Here is a 19,034-nt window from a genome sequence, read left to right on the forward strand (position 1 = left end):
ATTCACCAGTCCTTCATGGAGCCGTCGAGCTCCCGGGCGATGGGTAGGTAGGCCTGTGTGTAGGGGAACCGGGCTGCGGCTTCTTCATCCACGTGGACGCCCAGGCCAGGCTCGTCACCGGGGTGCAGGTAGCCGTCTTCGAAGCGGAAGCTTGATTGGAAAACCTCGGACACCAAGGGGTCGTAGCCCATGTATTCCTGGATGGCGAAGTTGCTGGTGGCCAGGCCGAGGTGCAGCGATGCCGACAGGTTGATGGGGGAGACGTCGGAGGGGCCGTGGGGTGCGCCCTTGATCTGGTAAACCTCGGCCAGCGCCAGGATCTTGCGGACGTGGGAGATGCCTCCGGCATGCACGACGGCGGTGCGGATGTAGTCGATGAGCCGTTCAGTGATGAGCAACTCGGCGTCCCAGATAGTGTTGAAGACTTCCCCGATAGCGAGCGGAATGGTGGTCTGCTGGCGCAGGGTGCGCAGGAGCCGCTGGTTCTCGGCTGGGGTGGCGTCCTCGAGCCAGAACAGGTCCACGTCTTCCAGGGAGCGGGCCAGCCGGGCGGCTTCGGTGGGGTTGAGGCGGTGGTGGACGTCGTGAAGGAGCTTCAACCCGGGTCCGACGTGCTCGCGGACTGCCGTGAGGATGCCGGGTGCGTGGCGCAGGTAGGCGGAGGTGTCCCACTCTTCTTCGACTGGACCGGCGCCGCGGCCGGCAGGTTCGTAACTCGCTGTGCCCTTGGTGACGCCGTAGACCTTCTCGAGCCCGGGGACACCGGACTGGGCACGGACTGCGCGGAAGCCTTGTTCGCGGCGCTGGTCTACCGAGTCCAGCAATTCCGGCAGGTCCCAGCCGGTGGCATGCGTGTAGGTGAGGATCTTGTCGCGGGCTGCGCCGCCAAGGAGTTGGTATACAGGAACACCGAGGGCCTTGCCCTTGATATCCCAGAGGGCGAGGTCGATGGCGCCGATTGCGGCCATGGTCACCGGCCCACGCCGCCAGTACGCCCCTTTGTAGAAGTACTGCCAGGTGTCTTCGATGCGGTCTGCGTCCCTGCCCAGCAGCGCTGGGGCAAGGTGATCGCGGAGGTAGCTCGCGACGGAGAGTTCGCGGCCGTTGAGGGTGGCGTCACCCCACCCGACAACTCCGTCGTCGGTAGTGATCTTGAGGGTGACGAAGTTGCGGCTCGGGCTGGTTACCAGGACGTCGACGTCGACGATTTTTCGGGTCATCGGGAAATCACTACATTCTTCAGGGTTTCGTTTTTGGAAAGGCGGGTGATGTTTTCGGCGATCTCGAGTGCGCGGCTGCGGAAGGTCTCTGCGGTGACGCCGGAGGAGTGCGGGGTCATGATGATGTTGTCCAGCCGGCCGAACGGAAGGGCGGATGGTTCGCCGCGGCCGTCGGGGCCTGGGTATTGGTACCAGACGTCGATCGCGGCCCCCGCGATCCGCCGGTCCTTCAGGGCTTCGTAGAGTGCGGCTTCGTCGACGACGGGTCCCCGGGCAATGTTGACGAGCAAGCCGTCCGGACCGAGGTCGTCGAGTTCTGCCGCGCCGATGATGCCGGTGGTTTGCTCCGAGAGCGGAATGCTGACCACCAGGACGTCCGACTCGCTGAGTGCCTCGCCAAGCCGCTCGGTGGTCCCGGCCCAGCGCAGGCAGTTCGCTTCCGCATCGACGGTGCCGCTGCGCGTGATGGAGATGCCTTCCGCGCCGAAAGCCTTAAGCAGTGCCCAGGCGGCACTGCCTATGTGCCCGAACCCGAGGAACGTCACCACGGCACCGCGGAGTGTGTCCGGCTGCCGGATCTGGGAGGAGTAGACCGAGGAAGACCAGACGCCGCTCCGAAGCGCCGCGTCTTGTCCGATCAGGTTGCGGCGGAGCGCCACCAAAACGGCGGCGATGTGTTCGGCAATGGAACTTTCGTGGTGGAAGGTGTTCGCGCAGACCGTCCCGGAGGGCAGGGCGGAGGCGTCGATGCCGTCGTAGCCTGCACCTGCTACGTGCACGAGCCGCAGATTGCTGGCGGCTGCGCCCATGCCCTCGGTGAAGCGTGGCCCGACGTAGACGTCGGCATCTTTGAGGTCGGTGAGTACTGCATGATCGCTCCAGCTGTCGTGCCAGGAGGTAAGGGCCCCTTCGGGGAGCGCGGCCTCGAAAGTGGAGCGGTGGGGCATCAGGTTGGGATCTGCGATGACGATTCTCATGGTTACTTTCCCTGGAGGGCTTGCTCTGCGGTGCGCGCAGCAAATGTGGAGCCACGCACAATGAGTTGGGAGCTGAGGTGGACCGCTTCCGTTGCGGTGGGCTTTCCGGCCATCTGCTCCAGGAGGAGCTCAAGGCTGAGGGCGCCGCTTCGGTTAATCGGTACGCGGACAGACGTGAGTCCGGGTTCTGCCGCGGCGGCAATGTCGAGGTCGTCGATGCCGACAACGCTGATGTCCTCCGGGCAGTGGTAGCCGAGGGTCCGGGCGCCGGCGAGCATGCCGATGGCGACTAGATCGTTGTATGCGATAACCGCGGTGGCGCCGCTGGCCACCACCGACGCCGCCGCGGCCAGTCCGCCGTCGACGGTTGCATTCTGGTTCCCCACGGTGACGAGTTCGATGCCCCAGTCGGCGCAGAAGCGGGTGATCGCCGCCCGCCGCTGGCCGTTGGCCCATGAGGACGCGGGGCCGGGAATGTAGGCGAGCTTGCGGTGGCCGAGGGCGTAGAGGTGCTCGACGGCTTGGCGGATTCCCTCGCCGGCCTCCATGAGCACCCGCGCGGCATGCTCGGCCTCGCCGTTGATGACAACCAGCGGAAGGCCGCCTGCGAGGTCGTGTATCTGTGCGGAAGGCAGCCGGGGCGAGCAGAGGATGACGCCGTCCACGCCTGTCGCGAAGGACTCGAGGTGGGAACGTTCCCGCGAGGAGGATTCCGAAGTGTCAGCGAGGACCATCCGGTGGCGGCCATGCCATGCCTGATCCTGGATGGCCTTGATCAGGGCCGCGAAGACTGCGTTGGAGATGTCCGGAACGATGACGCCGAACGTCCGGCTGCCCGTGACGCCCGGTACCTCGTAGCCCAGCTGCTCGGCCGCAGCCATGACCTTCTGCCGCGTTTCAGCTGCCAGGCGGCCGGGGTCTCCGAATGCCCGCGACGCCGTTGCCAGGGACACCCCTGCCAGCTTTGCGACATCCGTGAGTTTTGCCGACATCTGTCCTCCAGTTGCTTCGTTGAAACCTTGTCCTACAAGTATGGAAAAGCTTGTACAACATTGTCAAGAGTTTGCACAAGCTCGTTGCGCGACCACGAGTTGCCTGGTTCCGTTGAGCGCCGCGCAACGGCGGAGTAGGGTGGCCCCACCCACCTCGCACCACCTTTGAGGAGCGACCATGTCACATCGCAAACTTCGAATCGCCTCCCTAACCGCAGTACTCGCGCTGAGCGTGACGAGCGGCGCGGTCACCAACCCCGCCTTTGCCGATCCGCGCCAGACTGAAAAGACCGCCACCGCCACCGGATATGGCGGCGCGGTCAGCACCGTTGACCCCGAGGCATCCGCCGCGGCCATCGAGGTCCTCCGCAAAGGCGGCAACGCAGCTGACGCCGCCGTCGCCGCGGCCGCAACCCTGGGCGTGACCGAGCCATACAGCGCAGGGATCGGCGGTGGCGGCTACTTCGTGTTCTACAACGCGAAGACGGGCAAGATCGGCACCATCGACGGCCGCGAGACCGCCCCGGCGGCAATGCCGCACGATGCGTTCATTGATCCCGCCACGGGGAAGCCGTACAACTTCACGCCTGAGCTCGTCACGAGCGGCGTTTCCGTGGGCGTCCCCGGCACCGCGGCCACTTGGCAACGCGCGCTGGAGCGCTGGGGTACCTTGAGCCTTGGCGACGCCCTGCAGCCTGCCATCAAGGTCGCGACCCGGGGCTTCGTCGTCGACCCGACGTTCCGTCAGCAGACACTGGACAACAAGCTCCGTTTCGCGGCGTTCAGCTCCACGAGCAAGCTGTACCTGCCGGGAGGCGACGCACCCGCCGTCGGCAGCATCTTCCAGAACCACGACCTCGCCGCGACTTACCGGCTCCTCGCGAAGCAGGGCATCAGCGCCTTCTACCGTGGTCCACTCGCCGCTGAGATCGCAGCAACAGTCCAGGCACCGCCGAAGACCGACACCACTAAGCTGCCCATCCCGGTGGGGCACATGACCCCCGCCGACCTGGCCGCGTACGAGCCCCTGGACCAAGCACCCACCCACGTCGACTACCGCGGCCTCGACGTCTACGGAATGGCGCCGTCGAGCAGCGGCGGTACCACGGTAGGCGAGGCGCTGAACATCCTGGACACGGTCAACCTTTCGGAGATGTCCAAGCCAGCTGCCCTGCACCACTACCTCGAGGCGAGCGCACTCGCTTTCGCGGACCGGGGGAAGTATGTTGGCGACCCTGCGTTCGTTGACGTTCCCACCGACGCGCTCACCGACCCGCTGTTCGGCAAGGAGCGCGCCTGCAAGATCGACCCGTTGCACGCGGCCACGAAGCCCGTCGCGCCGGGAGATGCGTCGACGTACGACGGCGTGTGCCCGGCTTCCGCGGCGGCGCTCGCCGACGAGAAGGACACCGAAAACATCTCAACGACCAACATGACTGTCGCCGACAAGTGGGGGAACGTGGTCGAATACACGCTCACCATCGAGCAAACCGGCGGATCAGGCATCGTGGTGCCGGGACGCGGGTTCCTGCTCAACAACGAGCTGACCGATTTCTCGGCCGTTTACAGCGCGAGCGATCCCAACCGGATCGATCCCGGCAAGCGCCCACGCTCCTCGATGTCCCCGACCATCATCCTCAAGGACGGTAAGCCGTTCCTCGCTCTCGGCTCACCCGGCGGATCGACGATCATCACTACGGTGCTGCAGACGATCCTGAACAGGGTGGACCTGGGCATGAGCATTTCCGACGCGATCGCCGCACCGCGCGCCTCTCAACGCAACACGGCGACGGTCACGGCCGAACCGGAGTTCATCACGGCATTCGCGAGCCAACTCACACCGTATGGCCACCGGTTCACGCCATCCGGTGACGCTTTCACATCGGCGGCCGAGATCGGTGCCGCAACAGCGATCGAGTTCAGGCCCGACGGGAGCATGATTGCCGCCGCCGAACCGGTCCGGCGCGGCGGCGGCTCGGCAATGGTGTTGAACCCGTCCCCATAAGCCGGAAACGCGGGACCGACGTCCGTTCGGTCCGTTGCGGTGCTGACGCAAGGGGCGGCCCTGGGGTAGCTTGTCCCCATGGCTACCGAAGCAACCACCCTCACCGTTGACGGGCCGAACGGTTCCCGGGAAATGCGGATCTCCAGTCCCAGCCGGGTTCTCTGGCCGGAGGTGGGCCTGACCAAGCTGGACCTCGCGCACTACATTGTTGATGTCGGGGAAGCATTCATAGCGGCGAACGGGGACCGGCCGGTTTCGCTGCAGCGCTTTTCGGACAACGTCGACGGAGAACAGTTCTTCTCCAAGAATCCGCCGAAAGGAACCCCGGATTTTATCCGCTCGGTAAAGGTGATCTATCCGAGTGCGCGCTCGCATCCCCAATTGGTCCTCGACGAGCCAGCCGCGGCCGTGTGGGCAGTCCAGATGAACACGGTGGTCTTCCACCCGTGGCCGTCACGCGCCGAAAACACGGACAACCCCGACCAGTTGCGGATCGACCTGGATCCCCAGCCCGGAACAGATTTCGACGACGCGATTCCCGCCGCGCTTGAGCTGAAGAACGTACTTGCGGAGGCCGGGCTGACCACCTTCATCAAGACCTCAGGAAACCGGGGACTTCATGTCTACGCTCCGATTGAAGCCTCGCATGAGTTCCTGGACGTTCGGCATGCCGTGATTGCCGCCGCCCGGGAGCTTGAGCGGCGGATGCCGGACAAGGTCACCACCGCTTGGTGGAAGGAAGAACGAGGCGAACGGGTGTTCGTGGACTTCAACCAGGCCAACCGCGACCGCACCATCGCCGGCGCGTACAGCCCGCGCGCACTCGCCCATGCTCCGGTCTCATGTCCAATCACTTGGGAGGAACTGGAAACTGCCGACCCGAAGAACTTCACCATCCTCACGGTGCCTGGAAGGCTGAAATCCGTGGGGGACCCTTGGGCTGACATGAACTCCAAAGCAGGGAAAATCGACGTCCTGCTTCAATGGTGGGAGCGGGACCTCGGCGCCGGCCTCGGGGAGCTGCCGTTCCCGCCCGACTACCCGAAGATGCCGGGTGAACCGTCCCGTGTACAGCCAAGTCGGGCGCGCAAGCACGACTGACCAACTACGCTGTCCCAAGGTCCGGCGCAAGGCTCATCGTGAAGGCAAGGCCCGTCGTGAAGATAGTCAGGGCGGGGCAAAGGTGGGAGAATGAGGGCTGGACCAAAACGGCCGGCGGCGCATCTTGCCTGCTGAGACCCAGGTGAGTCCCCCAGTGCGCCGTCGGTCCTGACGTTGCCGCCCTCTTACGCCACGCCGGTCCATCGGGGCGCGGCTGACGCCCGCCGGAGTTCCTTGGCGCGGGTGCGGAATGCGTCCACCGTCTTGCGCGGTTCGTGGCATGCCTGGGCATCCGTGCCCGGACGAACAGTCACGGCCGGTTCGCGTACGGCCGCCGCCGGGCAAAGGTCGGTGACCAGCCCCATGCCTGCGCACTCCCGCGCAGCGGCGATTCCGGCGACCACCGAGGGCTTGTCCTCGAACGGCGTCGAGATCGCGATGACGAGTCCGTCGGGTGATTTGAGCCTGAACCTGAAAAAGGATTCCCCGTCAACAAACACTTCAAATATTCCGGCCACTGCTACCTCCCGGTCTGCGGACCCTGCCCAGTAGCGACTTCACTACGGGCGGGACGGAGCATCACTGCATTCCTTGTCCGCTGCTCTGGTTGAACAACCACCGTGAATCGTCTTTCACGTGATCTTCAGTCTGTGCTGACTGTGTTGAGGCTAACAAGACCGCGTGGGTAAACCCTGTGTAAAACGTGTGCAACCCCAGGGCTGGTCAGTTGCCGCTGGCCCGGTTCATCAGGTGCTCAAGCAGGGCCAGTTCCGGGAATCCGGGGTGTCGGGCAATGCTGGCCCTGAGTTTTGCCCTGAGGTGTTCGCCGCCCGGTTCGGTTCCGCTGAGGACTTCGTCGATGATGTCCTGCGCTTGCCCACGCAGGCCCGCCAGGCTGTCACTGTCGTCCCGGGAAACCAGAACCGGTTCCGGCTCGACGAGTGGGTCCTGAGACTCCAAAGGTTCCGACATTGCCAGCTCCTGATATTTCATCCCGGCTAGTCCCAGCTGAGTTCGGAATTCGCCCCCATCCACTCTAGATAGTAATAAGGGCGCCCGGATTGTCCATCGCTTAAGGATCAGAACGATTGAATATGGCTTCGAAACGGCGGTTTGTGACGCGAACGCATTTGCGGATGGCTGGGCCTTTCCTTGGGCGCCAGCCATCCTGCGTCGGCTAGGAGAACCTGCCCGGGCGGAAGGTGGAGAGCATGGGGTGCTTGCTCCCTGTGAGGATTTCACCCGCCAGCAATTCGCCGACGATGAGGCCAAGCGTGGCCCCGGAGTGCGTGAAGGCGACATAGCAGCCCGGCACCTGTCCGAGTTCACCGAGCACCGGTTCACCGTCGCCCGGAATGGGCTTGTAGCCGATCTTCCAGGACGCCGGTTTGAGCTCGGGGTTGCCGGCGATGAGTCTGGACGCTTCGTCAGCGAGTTCCTGGACTATGCCATCAGGGATGCTGAAGGAACCGTCCTCGTGCTCGGTGATGTGCTCTTCGTACCAGTCGTGGTCGAGGGCAAAAGTGTTTCCCGGGTTGGGCCGGATGGCGGCACGGGGGGTGTTCATGACAGCCCGGACCTCGTGGTCTACAGGCTTGGTGAGCACGAGCATGGAGACCGGGGAGCCGTTCGGGATGTCGACGCCGAGCGATGCGACGACGGCAGGGGTGGCGGCCCCGCAGGCCACCAGCACGGCGTCGGCTGGGTAGGTTTCGCCGGCGGCGGTCTCGACGCCGGTGGCACGGCCGCCGTCGACCGCGACGGAAGCCTTGCCGGAGTTGAGGACAAGCCGGCCACCGCGGGCGTGGAATTCTTCCATGAGGAAGTCGATAAGGTCCGGCAGGCTGACCCAGCCCTCGCCGGGGTTGAAAATGGCAATTTCCGGCACAGCGCTTGCATTGATGCCCGGGGTTGCGAATCCAATCTCTTCAGGCGTCAGCAGCTTGGAGTCGTACCCGACGGACTTCTCGTAAGCGTGGCGTGCTTCCGTGACGGCCTGCTGTCCGGCGGCGTTCCACATGAGGCCGCCGCCGAATTGCAGCCATTCACGGCCGGGATCCGCAGCGAAGAGGGTACGGTAACGGTCGACCCCGGCGAGGCGCAGCTGGTGGTACGGGGTGGACCGTTCTCCCGCGGAGTTGAGCCAGGACAACGAGCGGCCGCTGGCTTCGCTCGCGAGGCCCTTTTCGGTCAGCAGGACGACGGACGCGCCTTCGCGGAGCAGGTGCACCGCAGTGGAGACTCCGAGGATGCCGCCGCCGATGACGACGACGTGCTTGGTAGGGGGCGTGGAGGACATGGCTCTCCCTTTCTTTGGGTTTGGTTGTTGGCCGCGCGGGGCGGACGATGGCATCGCTGGAAAGATCTGCCTACGCGAAGGCGTGGATTCTTTCGATGATCTTGAGGGTTTCAAATGATTCCGCGGGATCCACGGGCAACGGTCCATGCCCCCGGATGGCAGCCGCGAGGTCGGCATAGAACCGGGGGTAGGCGCCGGTTTGGGCAGGCACGGGCTCACGGTCTCCGTCAGTCCCCAGGACGCCCCATGAACTTACGGGGTCAACGCCATAGGCGGGGTCCGACGGCGACATGCCGGCTGCGAGCGCCGCCTCCTGGCTGTCCAGTCCCCACTTGGTGTAGCCGGCCTTCGAACCGAGGACGTGGAACCGTGGTCCTACCTGGGCAGCCATGCCGTTCATCCACAGCCTGGTCCGCACTCCCGAGATGTGGAGCAGGGATACGAAAGCCTCGGTATCGGCGCCGGCCGGGTCTTGTCCGTGGTTTGCGGTCTCCCCGTAGCAATCTTCGACCGGACCGAAAAGCTGCACGGCCTGGTCGATCAAGTGGGCACCGAGGTCATGGAGGATGCCGCCGCCTTCGGCCAGGGACGCGCTGTCCCGCCAATTGCCGAAGCCTTCGGGGCGCCACCACTCGAATCGGGATTCGAAGCTTCGGACCTCTCCCAGGCCACCTTCCCGCAAGACCTTCCGTAGGGTCAGGAAATCGGCGTCCCACCGGCGGTTCTGGAACACCGTCAGCCGCACACCGGCGTCGGACGCTCTGTCGATGAGCTCTTCACCGTGAGCCGACGTTGTTGCGAAGGGCTTGTCCACCACCACGTCGAGACCGTGGGCGATCGCAGTCGCGGCGAGATCGAAGTGGGTAAGCGGGGGAGTGCCGAGGACCACGAGGTCCAGGTCCGGGGCCAGTGCGAAAAGCGCTTCCGGGGTGGGGACAATCCGCGTGCCGGGGTAAAGTCTTGCCGCTTCCGCGGCACGCTGCGGATCAGCCGTGACGATGACGTCGAGGGAATAACCCGGGTCCGCGGCGATCAGGGGCGCATGGAAGACCTTTCCGGAAACGCCGAATCCGACGACGGCCGTGCGGATGGGTGCGGGGGCAGGGTTCAGCATTACAACACTTCCGAGAGGAATCGTTGGAGCCGTTCGCTGCGGGGGTTGTCGAAGAGTTCGGCAGGGGTGCCTGACTCCACGACTTCTCCTTCATCCATGAAGACCACTTGGTCGGCGACTTTCCGGGCGAAGCCCATTTCGTGGGTGACAACCAGCATCGTCATGCCGCGCCGTCCCAGGCCGGCCATGAGGTTCAACACACCTTTGACGAGTTCGGGATCCAGTGCGCTCGTGGCTTCGTCGAAGAGCATGACCTCGGGTTCCATGGCCAGGGCCCGGGCGATGGCGACACGCTGTTGCTGGCCACCGGAGAGATCGCGGGGGCGGTGGTCCGCGCGTTCGGCGAGCCCCACTTCGGCGAGGCTGCGGCGGCCACGTTCCCTGGCTGCGGCCTTGGACATTCCCTTCACGCTCCAGAGCGCCAGGGCCACGTTGTCGAGGGCGGTGTGGTCAGGGAAGAGGTTGAAGTGCTGGAAAACCATGCCGATGCGGCTGCGCAGGATGTCTGGTTTGACGGTGAGCGCGCTTTCACCGGCCAGGAGGACGTCGCCGCTCTTGGGTTCGTGGAGCCTGTTGACGCCACGGAGCAGCGTCGACTTGCCGGATCCGGAGGGGCCGATGATGCAGGTGGTGGTGCCGGGCGCAACATTGAGGCTGACGTTGCGCAGCACCTCGATGTCGCCGTACGCCATGGTCAGGTTTCTTAGCTCCAGGCTGGAACCGTGGAATGTCTGGACACCGGCGGCGGTGTTGTTGTTGGTGCTCGTGCTGGCGCTCATGTGTTGCTCCCGGTGATCAGCGGCGATGCCGCGTCGAGTTCTGTGACTTCCTTCAGGCCGCTGCTCGGGGCGCTCGGACGACGGCGGCCCGTGCGGAAGCGGCTGTCGAAGTAATTCACGAGGTGGGTCAGCGGGACGGTGATGACGAGGTAGAACACGCCGGCCATGACCAGCGGTGACAGGTTTCCGGCGAGCACGGCGGCATCCTGGCCCACCCGGAAGAGCTCGCGCTCGCTGACCAGCAGGCCGAGGAAGTACACCAGCGAGGAGTCCTTGACGATGGCGATGAACTGGTTCACCAGAGCCGGCAACACGCGGCGGATGCCTTGCGGCACTACCACGAGCCGCATCGACTTGGCGTAGCTCATGCCCAGGGCACGGCACGCCTCGCCCTGGCCTTTGTCGACGCTTTGGATGCCGGCGCGGAAGATCTCACCGATGTAGGCGCTGGCGATAAGGCTCAGCGCGATAATGCCGAGCGGGTAGGGGGAGGGGCCGAAGATCGACTGGCTTAGCCGGGCGAAGCCTTGGCCGATCAGCAGGATGGTGAGGATGGCCGGCAGGCCCCTGAACAGATCGGTGTAGATGCGGGCAGGGACCCGCAGCCAGGCGGAGGATGAAATCCCCATGACGGCAACTACCATGCCGAGTGCGACGCCAATGATCGTGGCGGAGATCGAAATGATCAGCGTGTTCAGCAGGCCAACGCCGATCAGTTGAGGCAAGACCTCGGCCATCGCGCCGAAATCGAAGAATGTACGTGTGATGGTGCTTAACCAGTCCATGGTTTGCTCTCAGACTTAGGTGGCTGTTGGGGCGGGCGGACCACGAATGGTCCGCCCGCCCGCTAGACGGTTGGGCTACTTGCTGGGCGAAGGGCTGGCGGTCTGCTCAGCCTTGGGCAGGTACTGCTCCGGCATCGGGGAGCCGGGGAACCACTTCTGGTACAGCTTCTTCCAGGTGCCGTCTTCCATCGCCGCGGCCAGTCCCTTGTTCAGGGCGTCCTTGAGGGCGGTCTTGCCCTTGGCCAGCGCGAAGCCGGCCGGTGCGTCAAAGGAGGGAATATCGGCGGCGCTGACCAGGCCGAACTGCTGTTCGTAGGACTTGGCGGCCTCGTAGTCAAGGAAGTGCGCGTCAGCCGAACCGCTGTTCACGGCCGAGATCGCGGAGTTGTTGTCCGGGAAGCGCACCAGGTTTGCGGTGGGGAAATTCTTCACCGCGTACGCTTCCTGCAGGGTGCCCTGGACCACGCCGAGCCGCTTTCCAGCCAGGCCATTGACATCCTTGATCCCTGAGGTCTTGGTCGTCAGGACGGTCAGGTAGCCGGCGAGGTAGCCGTTGGAGAAGTCCACGGTCTGCTTGCGCTTGTCCGTGATGCCGATGGCCGCGACCCCGACGTCGAACTGGCCGTTGGCGACGGCCGGCAGGATCGCCGAGAAGTCCTGTCCGGTGAAGACGACCTTGTCCACTCCGGCGCGGTGCGCGACATCCTTGAACAGTTCGACGTCGAAACCGGTGAAGTTTCCGGTGGCGTCCGTGAACGTGTAGGGCTTGGCATCTCCCAGGCTGGCGACGCGGATGGTGCCGGGTTCGATGAGGCCATAAGGGTTTCCAGCGGTCGACGACGAGGCAGGGGTCGACCCGCCACACCCGCTCAGTGCCAGGAGGGCTGCGACAGCAGCCGCGACGATCACCCCTGGGCGGAAGTTCAGTCGTTTAGTCACAGCAAATTTTCCAATCATGAGAAGCGGTAAGCGGCCTTGAAGCCTTTCGGGATTCCTCTTGTTGAGTCCGGTCTCAGTGGCTAGGATTGAGACCGGACTCACAAGGGGTTGCGAAAAATGTAACCCAAACCACACAGGCCGTCAAGGCCCTTCGAAAGGCATCCATGAGCAGCAACAGTTCGAGGCGGCGAGAGATTACCGTGGCCGACGTCGCGAAGGCGGCACAGGTGTCCAAAGCCCAGGCGGCGCGGGCCCTGGGAAATTACGGGGCGGTGAGCGAAGATGTGCGGGGGCGCGTTCTTGCGGCGGCAGAGGAGCTTTCCTATCGGCCCAACGAACTGGCGCGCAGCATGAATACGGGGAAATCGAACACGATCGGGGTCGTCGTGGGCGACATCGAAAACCCGCACTTCGGACTGGCGACGAGGGGTATCACGGACACTGCCAAAAAGAGCGGCTACAACGTCATCCTGATCAACACCGACGAGGAAGTCAGTGCAGAAATCGAGGCAGTCCGCGTCTTGCTCGACAAGCGGGTGGACGGACTGATCGTCGCCCCCGCGTCGTCTGTTGAAACAGAACATTTACGGCACGTTCACGAATCCGGACGGCCCTTGGTCCTCCTGGACCGGAAGGCCGAGGGGCTGGATGTGGAGACCATCGCAGTGAGCATGGCCGGGATTTCCTTCGAGTCCACCCGGTATCTCCTCCAGGCCGGCCACCGCCGGATCGCGTTCATCTCTACCCTCAAAGCGGAAACCCCGTACCGGACCGGAATGGTGTTGGACTCCTCGCAGATCTCCGAACGGTTGGAGGGCATGCAGCGCGCCTTCGCGGAAAGAGGACTGAACTTCTCCGAAGACCAGGTGAGGCTCAACGCCGGCGACGCGGATTCCATCCGGGCCATCACTCGCGGGCTTCTCCTCGCGCCCGAGCCGGCCACTGCCATTGTGGCGTCCGACGGCCTGATAGCACTCAGCGTCGTCGAGGCAATCCAGGAGCTGGGCCTCTCAATCCCGGACGACATTTCGTTCCTGATGTATGACGACTTTTCCTGGACACGCCTGACCAGCCCCCCGCTGACCGTCATTGCCCAACCCGTGTACGAGATGGGCGTGGCCGCTGCCGGCGCGCTGATCCGGCAAATCGAGGGCCGCAAGCCCGCGGCCAACGTAGCTGGATTTTCCGCCAGCCTGATCCGGCGGGGATCGGTCGCAATGCCGCGCACCGCGACGGTCTAGATCCGTCCAGTCTGCTGGCGGTCGTGGTGTTGCCGCCTCACTCCATGACGAGGTCGCGGGCGGCGGCGGCAATGTGGCGTGCGGAAATGCCGGCGGCATTGAGCAGGTCCTTGGGTTCGCCGGAACCCGGCAGTTCCCTTACGGCAAGCAGTGCCAGATGGAGTTTCGGAGTGTTGGCACTCGCGAGGGCTTCCAGGACGGCCGAGCCTATGCCGCCTTGTGCGTAGTGGTCTTCCGCGACGACAATCCGGCCATCAGTTTCAAGGCACGTCCGGCGCAGGGTGTCCACGTCGATCGGCTTGATGGAGTAGAGGTCGATGACGCGGGCTTTGATTCCCGACTGGGCCAGTTCCTCGGCGGCCGCGAGGCATTCGTGGAGTGTGACGCCCGCGCCGATAAGCGCCACTTGGTCATCGGCGCTGGCTCCGTGGACCTTGCTTCCGCCAAGGGGGAACTGTTCGTCCGGCCCGTAAATCACGGGATAGGCTCCACGAGTGGCGCGAAGGTAGGAGATTCCGGGCGTGTCTGCCATGGCGCTCACGAGCTGCACTGTGGACGGAGCATCAGCCGGATAAAGCACGGTGGAACTGTGCACGGCCCGCATGGCGGCAATGTCCTCCAATGCCATTTGCGATGGGCCATCCTGCCCGATTTCAACACCGGCATGCGTGCCGACGAGCCGGATGTCGACTTCCGAGACTCCGGCCATGCGGATAAAGTCGAATGGCCGCGAAACCAGGAAAGCCGCGAAACTTGAAGCGAAGGCCACGTAGCCGCGGACAGAGAGGCCGATGGCGGCGGCGACGAGTTGCTGCTCGGCAATGAAAATTTCGAAATACCGCTCGGGGGCCACTTCCTTGAAGTCCCCGGCGTGGGTCGAATTACCCACCTCGCCATCCAGGACCACCACTTCGGGGCGGACCGCAAGCGCGGAGACCGCGGCACCGAAGGCTGCCCTGGTCGCCACCTTGTCGCCGGCTTTCCACTGCGGCAGCGTGACCTCGGCTTTGGCGCCCGGCGTGATGGCCGGTGTGCCCGGCTCCGGAAGACGGGTAGTCGCTTGGACGCTGCTTGGCCCTCCAAGGCCCGCGATGGCTTTCCCGGCCATGTCCGCCGGGAGCGCCTTGCCGTGCCAGCCGTTCCGGTCTTCGATCTCAGGTACCCCTTTGCCCTTGATCGTCTTGGCCAGAATGACCGTCGGCTGCTCGGCTTCGCTTCGGGCCCGGCCCAGGGCGTCGTCGATCTGGCCAAGGTCATGACCGTCGATGACGATTGCCCTGGCCCCGAAGGCCTCAACCCGCTTGGTGTAGGCATCCATATCCCACTGGAGTTCGGTGGGGCCGTCTTGGCCAAGCCGGTTGACGTCTACGATGGCGGTGAGGTTGCCGAGCTTGTAGTAGGCCGCCTTGTCGATGGCCTCCCAGATGGACCCTTCAGCCAGTTCGCTGTCTCCGCACAACACCCAGGTATGGAAGGGCAGTTTGTCCAGGTAACGCGCTGCGAGGCTTACCCCGACGGCGACCGGCAGCCCCTGTCCCAGCGAACCGGTAGCCACATCGACCCACGGCAGAACCGGGGTGGGGTGGCCCTGAAGCCGGGCGCCGAACTGGCGATAGGTGTTCAGCAGCTCATCTTCCTCGACGACGCCCACGGCCCGGTACATGGAGTACAGAAGCGGTGAAGCATGCCCCTTGGAGAAAATGAGGTGGTCGTTGTTCGGCAACAACGGCCGTTCCCAGTCGTAGCGAAGGTGTCGCGTGAGGAGGACCGCCATGAGATCCGCGGCCGACAACGACGACGTGGGATGACCCGAGCCGGCGTTGGTACTGCACCTGATGGAATCCACACGCAATTGCGTCGCAAGGGCCCCGATGGAATCCGCTTCTTCGGTTTCCAATCTGGCCGCGGGTGTTGTCCTGGTCTCTGACATGCCCGGTCCCTCTCTGCTTAGTGCTCGTCGAGCCGCTCGAGCAATTTCCCGAGGGCTTGGCGAATATCGTCATGGTCGTATTGGCTAGCCCTGCTCTCACCTGAAATCACGGCGCATCGATGAATCTTCTTGAAGTCTCCATAGGGGAATTTGTAGCGTCCCTTCTGCCCCTCGGAGTGCTCATCGTCTATGCCGAGAAACCATTTCGAATATTCGGCGCTCCCGTTCTTATCCAGGAATTTGTTCTCATCCTGCGTCGACGGCGCGTGTTCGCTCCAGTCGTCCCGGGTATCGAGGACCACCTTGTTTTCCTGGATCAGGCTCTTCGCATGATCGAAGGCCTTCTTGTTGAGTTTCACAGCCATGTTTGAACCTCCATCTCTCCAGTCAAGCTATGCGAACTGCCAGGTCACAAGAGGGTGAGAGGCGGCTCTTCGAAGGGCCGCGATGGCGGGGAGGGAAGGTCCGGGCCCGGCTCGGGGACGGGGGTAGGTCCCGGCTCGGGCAGCGGAACCGGTTCGGGGGTTCCTGGGCCCGGCCCGGGTTCGGGCTCAGGGCCCGGGGTCGGCACGGGCGTCGGCCCTGGTTCCGGCAACGGCACCGGGTCCGGCGTCGGGCTTGGACCGGGCTCACGGGTGGGGTCAGGGTCCCGGGTCGGGTCGGGAGGGAACTCGCTCATGGTTTACTCCTCGAATCGTCAATGAATCCGGGGCGGACCGTCGTGGGGCCGGCGTGTTCGTGGCCGGCCCCACGGGGCTCAGCGATCCGACGGACGGGGACGTGTTTCTATTTCTTCCGTGGTGTAATCGCCTTCGACCCGCTCGGCGGGGAGATCCGAGACGTGTTCCGTGCCGTAGTCGCCCTCGGTGTACTGGCCGACGCGGGTCGCGTCACCGCCGTCGGCCGCCTCCGTAGCCGCCGGGGCCGTCAAGTCGGGATCGACGGCGGGCAGCTCCGAAGCGGCAGCGGCGGGGGAGACTGCGGCCCCTGAGTCGTCGACGTCTCCGGCGGCCACGGAGCCTCGCCAACCGCCCGTTTCGTAGCCGCGCTCTTCGATGAATTTCTTGAACTTGTCGAGGTCGGCTGAAACCCGCATATCGTCGATGCCCACCAGTGAGCCGGCCTTTTCAGCAAAGCTTTCCGGCTCCCATTCGATCTCCACACTCACGCGCGTACGGTCTGCGCCAAGAGGCTCGAACCTTACCGTGCCCGCGTTCCTTGGTCCGTCAATGCTGGCCCAGCTGACCAGTGAATCCGGGACCTGCTCAAGGATTTGGGCGTTGAACTCGCGCTTGACTCCGCCGACGTTGGTGGAAAAATGCAGGGCGGTCTCGTCGATTTGTTCGACCGCTTCCACGCCCTTCATGAATTCCGGGAAGGATTCGAACTGGGTCCATTGGTTGTAAGCCACTGAAACGGGAACTTCTACCTCGATTGTTCGGTTAACCGTAGCCATTTTCATGCTCCTTGCTTGCGCTCGTTCTTGCGGAGGTTGGTGGTCGTTGAGCCGATCTAGCCGGCGTCGAAGGTTTCGCCGTCGTCGTCTTTCGGGGACTCATCCCTGGGCAGCCCTGTTGCATCGCCCTTTGGTTCGGACGAGAACGAGCTCCCCGGCTTGCTTCCCTCGGAGTTCGAATCGTCCAGTTCGGCATCTGCCGATGGCACCACGGCTGGACCGTCGTCGTCTGCTGGCGTCGAGGAGTCTTCCCTGGGCTGATCCGATTGCTGGCCCCCGCGTCCTTGCATCTCTTGTTCGGGCGTCGGAGTTCCGTAGCCTCCGGCTTCCTCTTCCTCGGCTGTATGCTGCTCGTCCATGTCCATACTGTCCTTCCGTGTTGGTTGAACCTGTTGGTGGAAATCAAGAACCGGCTACTCAAGACGTCTTCGGTCGCCGACCGCGAGGAAGGCCTCAGGGACCCCGGACCTTGGCCCGAAGAGAAGGACGATGGCCTTCCTTCGACGGTCGCTTGAGCGTGCTTCCACATCGAAACTAGTAGGCCGGACGGCCCCTTGTCCATGGCTTCCGGGAAATTGATCAGTAAACTTACTATGTTGATCGAAACGGCCTCCACCAGCTCGTTTTCTGGGCTGCGACTTAGGGCTCCGGCTCTGCTTTAGTACGCCGGGGAGACCAGGAAAGCAGCGGATACAGCAGCACGAGCGCCGCGAGGGCGACAAGCATACTGCCGCCGGCAGCGAGGCCAGCCTCCGGTCCCACGGCAACACTGAAGATCAGTCCGGCGCATCCTGCGATCAGCAGGGATACACAAGCCACGACGGCCTTGACGATCATGTCCCCTGCAGCCACCAGCCGATACTTGACGTGATGCTGGAAGAGCCGGCGGTGCAGGCTGACCGGAACCAGCATGAGGCCGGTGGTCATGGTCGCCAGGACAACCAGCAGGAGAAACCACCCTTTTTGCAGCTCGGTCAGGGTGCCGAATCGCTGCTGGAACGGAAGGGTCAGCAGGAAGCCGCCGATAATTTGGACGCCCGTTTGAAGGACACGCATCTCTTGGAGCAGCTCATTCCAATTGCGGTCCATACGCTGGTCCTCTGACTCATGCCTGGTGTCGCCAGGCGGCCGGGGGAGTAGAGGATCTTCCGCCCCGCTCACGACGGCCGCGGCAGTTCGCAGCCTGCCACAGGGTTCAGTCCCATGTAGTTCAGGGGACCGGCAACAATATTCAGGCTAATCGTTGCGAACTGGGAGCACTGCGCTGGAACTGCGCTGAAGTAGCCTCGCTGTCCCGCGGCTACCGCTCCAATGACGAGCCAGATCACCACGATCAGCCCGAAAATCGATCCGAATCGCATGGCCTTCGACCAACCTCTCATCAATTCCGGATGTCATCAGCTTACTTATTAGGCGACGTTGACCATAGGCTGGGCGAATGGGAACCCACGTAGGGACATCGGGGTGGAGCTACGACCACTGGGAGCACGTGCTCTATCCCGCCGGCGCTCCCTCCCGCAACCGGCTCGCTTACTACGTGCAGCAGTTCAGCACCGTCGAACTCAACGCGAGTTTCTATCGGTGGCCGCGCGATGCATCGTTCGCCAGCTGGCGACGCCGGCTACCGGAAGGCTTCGTGTTTTCGGTTAAAGCGCCCCGTGGGCTCACCCACGCAAAGCGCCTTTATGCCCCTGAAGCCTGGATCGGCAGGATCACTTCGGCGTGGCATGAACTCGGGGACAGGCGCGGAGTCCTCCTGGTCCAGCTGCCGCCGGGAATGGAGCGCGACGACGACCGGCTGGCCTATTTCCTGGACCTCCTCCCGGCGTGGATGAAGGTCGCCGTCGAATTCCGACATCACAGCTGGCATGAAGAGGCCGTCTACGAGCTGCTTGAAAAGCACCAAACCGCCTACTGCGTCATGAGCGGCGCGGACCTGCCTTGCGTCCTCCGGGCCACGGCGCCGTTTGTCTATATCAGGATGCATGGGCCGGATCACCACCACCTCTACGGAGGTTCATACTCCGAGCAGGACCTGCGCTGGTGGGCGGACCGAATTGCGGAATGGGAGAGGGCGGGCAAGGACGTCTTCGTCTATTTCAACAACGACGGCGGCGGAAACGCAGTCCGTAACGCCCGCACCCTTAGTTCCTACCTCGCCGCGCACTAGGCGTGCCCCCGACGGTTGTTGGGTAC

The 19,034-nt window shown here is 64.0% G+C and carries 21 protein-coding genes; 4 read left to right on the forward strand and 17 right to left on the reverse strand.

The features are described from left to right. Positions 1-2: 2 nt before the first annotated feature. The 3 genes from manD to AB0323_RS15315 are packed head-to-tail and all read right to left on the reverse strand — an operon-like array spanning position 3 to position 3,189. Entirely contained in the window at positions 3-1,220 is a 1,218-nt protein-coding gene (gene manD, locus AB0323_RS15305) for a D-mannonate dehydratase ManD (RefSeq protein WP_366178072.1), read from the reverse strand. After that, positions 1,217-2,197, reverse strand: a complete 981-nt coding sequence (locus AB0323_RS15310; RefSeq protein ID WP_366178073.1) for a 2-hydroxyacid dehydrogenase — start codon at positions 2,195-2,197, stop codon at positions 1,217-1,219. Before AB0323_RS15310 ends, manD begins: the two co-directional genes overlap by 4 nt. A gap of 2 nt (positions 2,198-2,199) precedes the next feature. After that, positions 2,200-3,189, reverse strand: a complete 990-nt coding sequence (locus AB0323_RS15315) for a LacI family DNA-binding transcriptional regulator (RefSeq protein ID WP_366178074.1) — start codon at positions 3,187-3,189, stop codon at positions 2,200-2,202. 178 nt (positions 3,190-3,367) lie between these two features. On the opposite strand from AB0323_RS15315, the gene ggt reads away from it, so the two are divergent. Continuing rightward, entirely contained in the window at positions 3,368-5,194 is a 1,827-nt protein-coding gene (gene ggt, locus AB0323_RS15320; protein ID WP_366178075.1) for a gamma-glutamyltransferase, read from the forward strand. Between the two features lie 78 nt (positions 5,195-5,272). Beyond that, positions 5,273-6,295, forward strand: coding sequence for a non-homologous end-joining DNA ligase (gene ligD / locus AB0323_RS15325; RefSeq protein WP_366178076.1), 1,023 nt, complete (start codon positions 5,273-5,275; stop codon positions 6,293-6,295). Positions 6,296-6,480: 185 nt separating this feature from the next. On the opposite strand, the gene AB0323_RS15330 is transcribed toward ligD, so the two are convergent. From AB0323_RS15330 to AB0323_RS15360, 7 genes are all read right to left on the reverse strand, one after another. Beyond that, on the reverse strand, positions 6,481-6,795 hold the full coding sequence (locus AB0323_RS15330) for a YegP family protein (protein ID WP_366178077.1): 315 nt from the start codon (positions 6,793-6,795) through the stop codon (positions 6,481-6,483). 223 nt (positions 6,796-7,018) lie between these two features. Beyond that, the gene (locus AB0323_RS15335; RefSeq protein ID WP_364542369.1) at positions 7,019-7,267 is read right to left on the reverse strand and encodes a hypothetical protein; all 249 of its coding nucleotides are present in this window, start codon (positions 7,265-7,267) and stop codon (positions 7,019-7,021) included. Positions 7,268-7,472: 205 nt separating this feature from the next. Further along, the gene (locus AB0323_RS15340) at positions 7,473-8,594 is read right to left on the reverse strand and encodes an FAD-binding oxidoreductase (RefSeq protein WP_366178078.1); all 1,122 of its coding nucleotides are present in this window, start codon (positions 8,592-8,594) and stop codon (positions 7,473-7,475) included. Between the two features lie 70 nt (positions 8,595-8,664). After that, the gene (locus AB0323_RS15345; protein WP_366178079.1) at positions 8,665-9,708 is read right to left on the reverse strand and encodes a Gfo/Idh/MocA family oxidoreductase; all 1,044 of its coding nucleotides are present in this window, start codon (positions 9,706-9,708) and stop codon (positions 8,665-8,667) included. Next, on the reverse strand, positions 9,708-10,487 hold the full coding sequence (locus AB0323_RS15350) for an amino acid ABC transporter ATP-binding protein (RefSeq protein WP_366178080.1): 780 nt from the start codon (positions 10,485-10,487) through the stop codon (positions 9,708-9,710). The genes AB0323_RS15345 and AB0323_RS15350 overlap by 1 nt, the downstream gene beginning before the upstream one ends. Beyond that, positions 10,484-11,272, reverse strand: coding sequence for an amino acid ABC transporter permease (locus AB0323_RS15355; RefSeq protein WP_366178081.1), 789 nt, complete (start codon positions 11,270-11,272; stop codon positions 10,484-10,486). Before AB0323_RS15355 ends, AB0323_RS15350 begins: the two co-directional genes overlap by 4 nt. Before the next feature lie 75 nt (positions 11,273-11,347). Beyond that, on the reverse strand, positions 11,348-12,229 hold the full coding sequence (locus AB0323_RS15360) for an ABC transporter substrate-binding protein (RefSeq protein WP_366178082.1): 882 nt from the start codon (positions 12,227-12,229) through the stop codon (positions 11,348-11,350). 146 nt (positions 12,230-12,375) lie between these two features. Between AB0323_RS15360 and AB0323_RS15365 the strand changes: the two genes are divergently transcribed. Then, complete coding sequence (locus tag AB0323_RS15365; RefSeq protein ID WP_366178083.1) at positions 12,376-13,452, forward strand: LacI family DNA-binding transcriptional regulator; 1,077 nt, start codon at positions 12,376-12,378, stop codon at positions 13,450-13,452. Between the two features lie 37 nt (positions 13,453-13,489). Here AB0323_RS15365 and AB0323_RS15370 read toward each other — a convergent pair whose 3' ends face one another. From AB0323_RS15370 to AB0323_RS15400, 7 genes are all read right to left on the reverse strand, one after another. Beyond that, complete coding sequence (locus AB0323_RS15370) at positions 13,490-15,382, reverse strand: transketolase (protein ID WP_366178084.1); 1,893 nt, start codon at positions 15,380-15,382, stop codon at positions 13,490-13,492. Positions 15,383-15,399: 17 nt separating this feature from the next. Beyond that, positions 15,400-15,747, reverse strand: a complete 348-nt coding sequence (locus tag AB0323_RS15375) for a hypothetical protein (protein WP_366178085.1) — start codon at positions 15,745-15,747, stop codon at positions 15,400-15,402. A gap of 44 nt (positions 15,748-15,791) precedes the next feature. Then, positions 15,792-16,061 (reverse strand): hypothetical protein, encoded by a 270-nt coding sequence (locus AB0323_RS15380; RefSeq protein ID WP_366178086.1) that lies wholly within the window; start codon positions 16,059-16,061, stop codon positions 15,792-15,794. 78 nt (positions 16,062-16,139) lie between these two features. Continuing rightward, positions 16,140-16,838 (reverse strand): SRPBCC family protein, encoded by a 699-nt coding sequence (locus AB0323_RS15385; protein ID WP_366178087.1) that lies wholly within the window; start codon positions 16,836-16,838, stop codon positions 16,140-16,142. 56 nt (positions 16,839-16,894) lie between these two features. Next, the gene (locus AB0323_RS15390; protein ID WP_366178088.1) at positions 16,895-17,197 is read right to left on the reverse strand and encodes a hypothetical protein; all 303 of its coding nucleotides are present in this window, start codon (positions 17,195-17,197) and stop codon (positions 16,895-16,897) included. 280 nt (positions 17,198-17,477) lie between these two features. Next, positions 17,478-17,999, reverse strand: a complete 522-nt coding sequence (locus AB0323_RS15395) for a DUF6328 family protein (protein ID WP_366178089.1) — start codon at positions 17,997-17,999, stop codon at positions 17,478-17,480. Further along, a complete protein-coding gene (locus tag AB0323_RS15400; RefSeq protein ID WP_366178090.1) occupies positions 17,996-18,199 on the reverse strand; it encodes a hypothetical protein in 204 nt (67 codons plus the stop codon). The genes AB0323_RS15395 and AB0323_RS15400 overlap by 4 nt, the downstream gene beginning before the upstream one ends. 77 nt (positions 18,200-18,276) lie before the next feature. Between AB0323_RS15400 and AB0323_RS15405 the strand changes: the two genes are divergently transcribed. Further along, entirely contained in the window at positions 18,277-19,008 is a 732-nt protein-coding gene (locus AB0323_RS15405) for a DUF72 domain-containing protein (RefSeq protein ID WP_366178091.1), read from the forward strand. Positions 19,009-19,034: the final 26 nt, after the last annotated feature.

It is taken from the genome of Arthrobacter sp. NPDC080031, from assembly GCF_040702485.1.
Classification (GTDB): domain Bacteria; phylum Actinomycetota; class Actinomycetes; order Actinomycetales; family Micrococcaceae; genus Arthrobacter.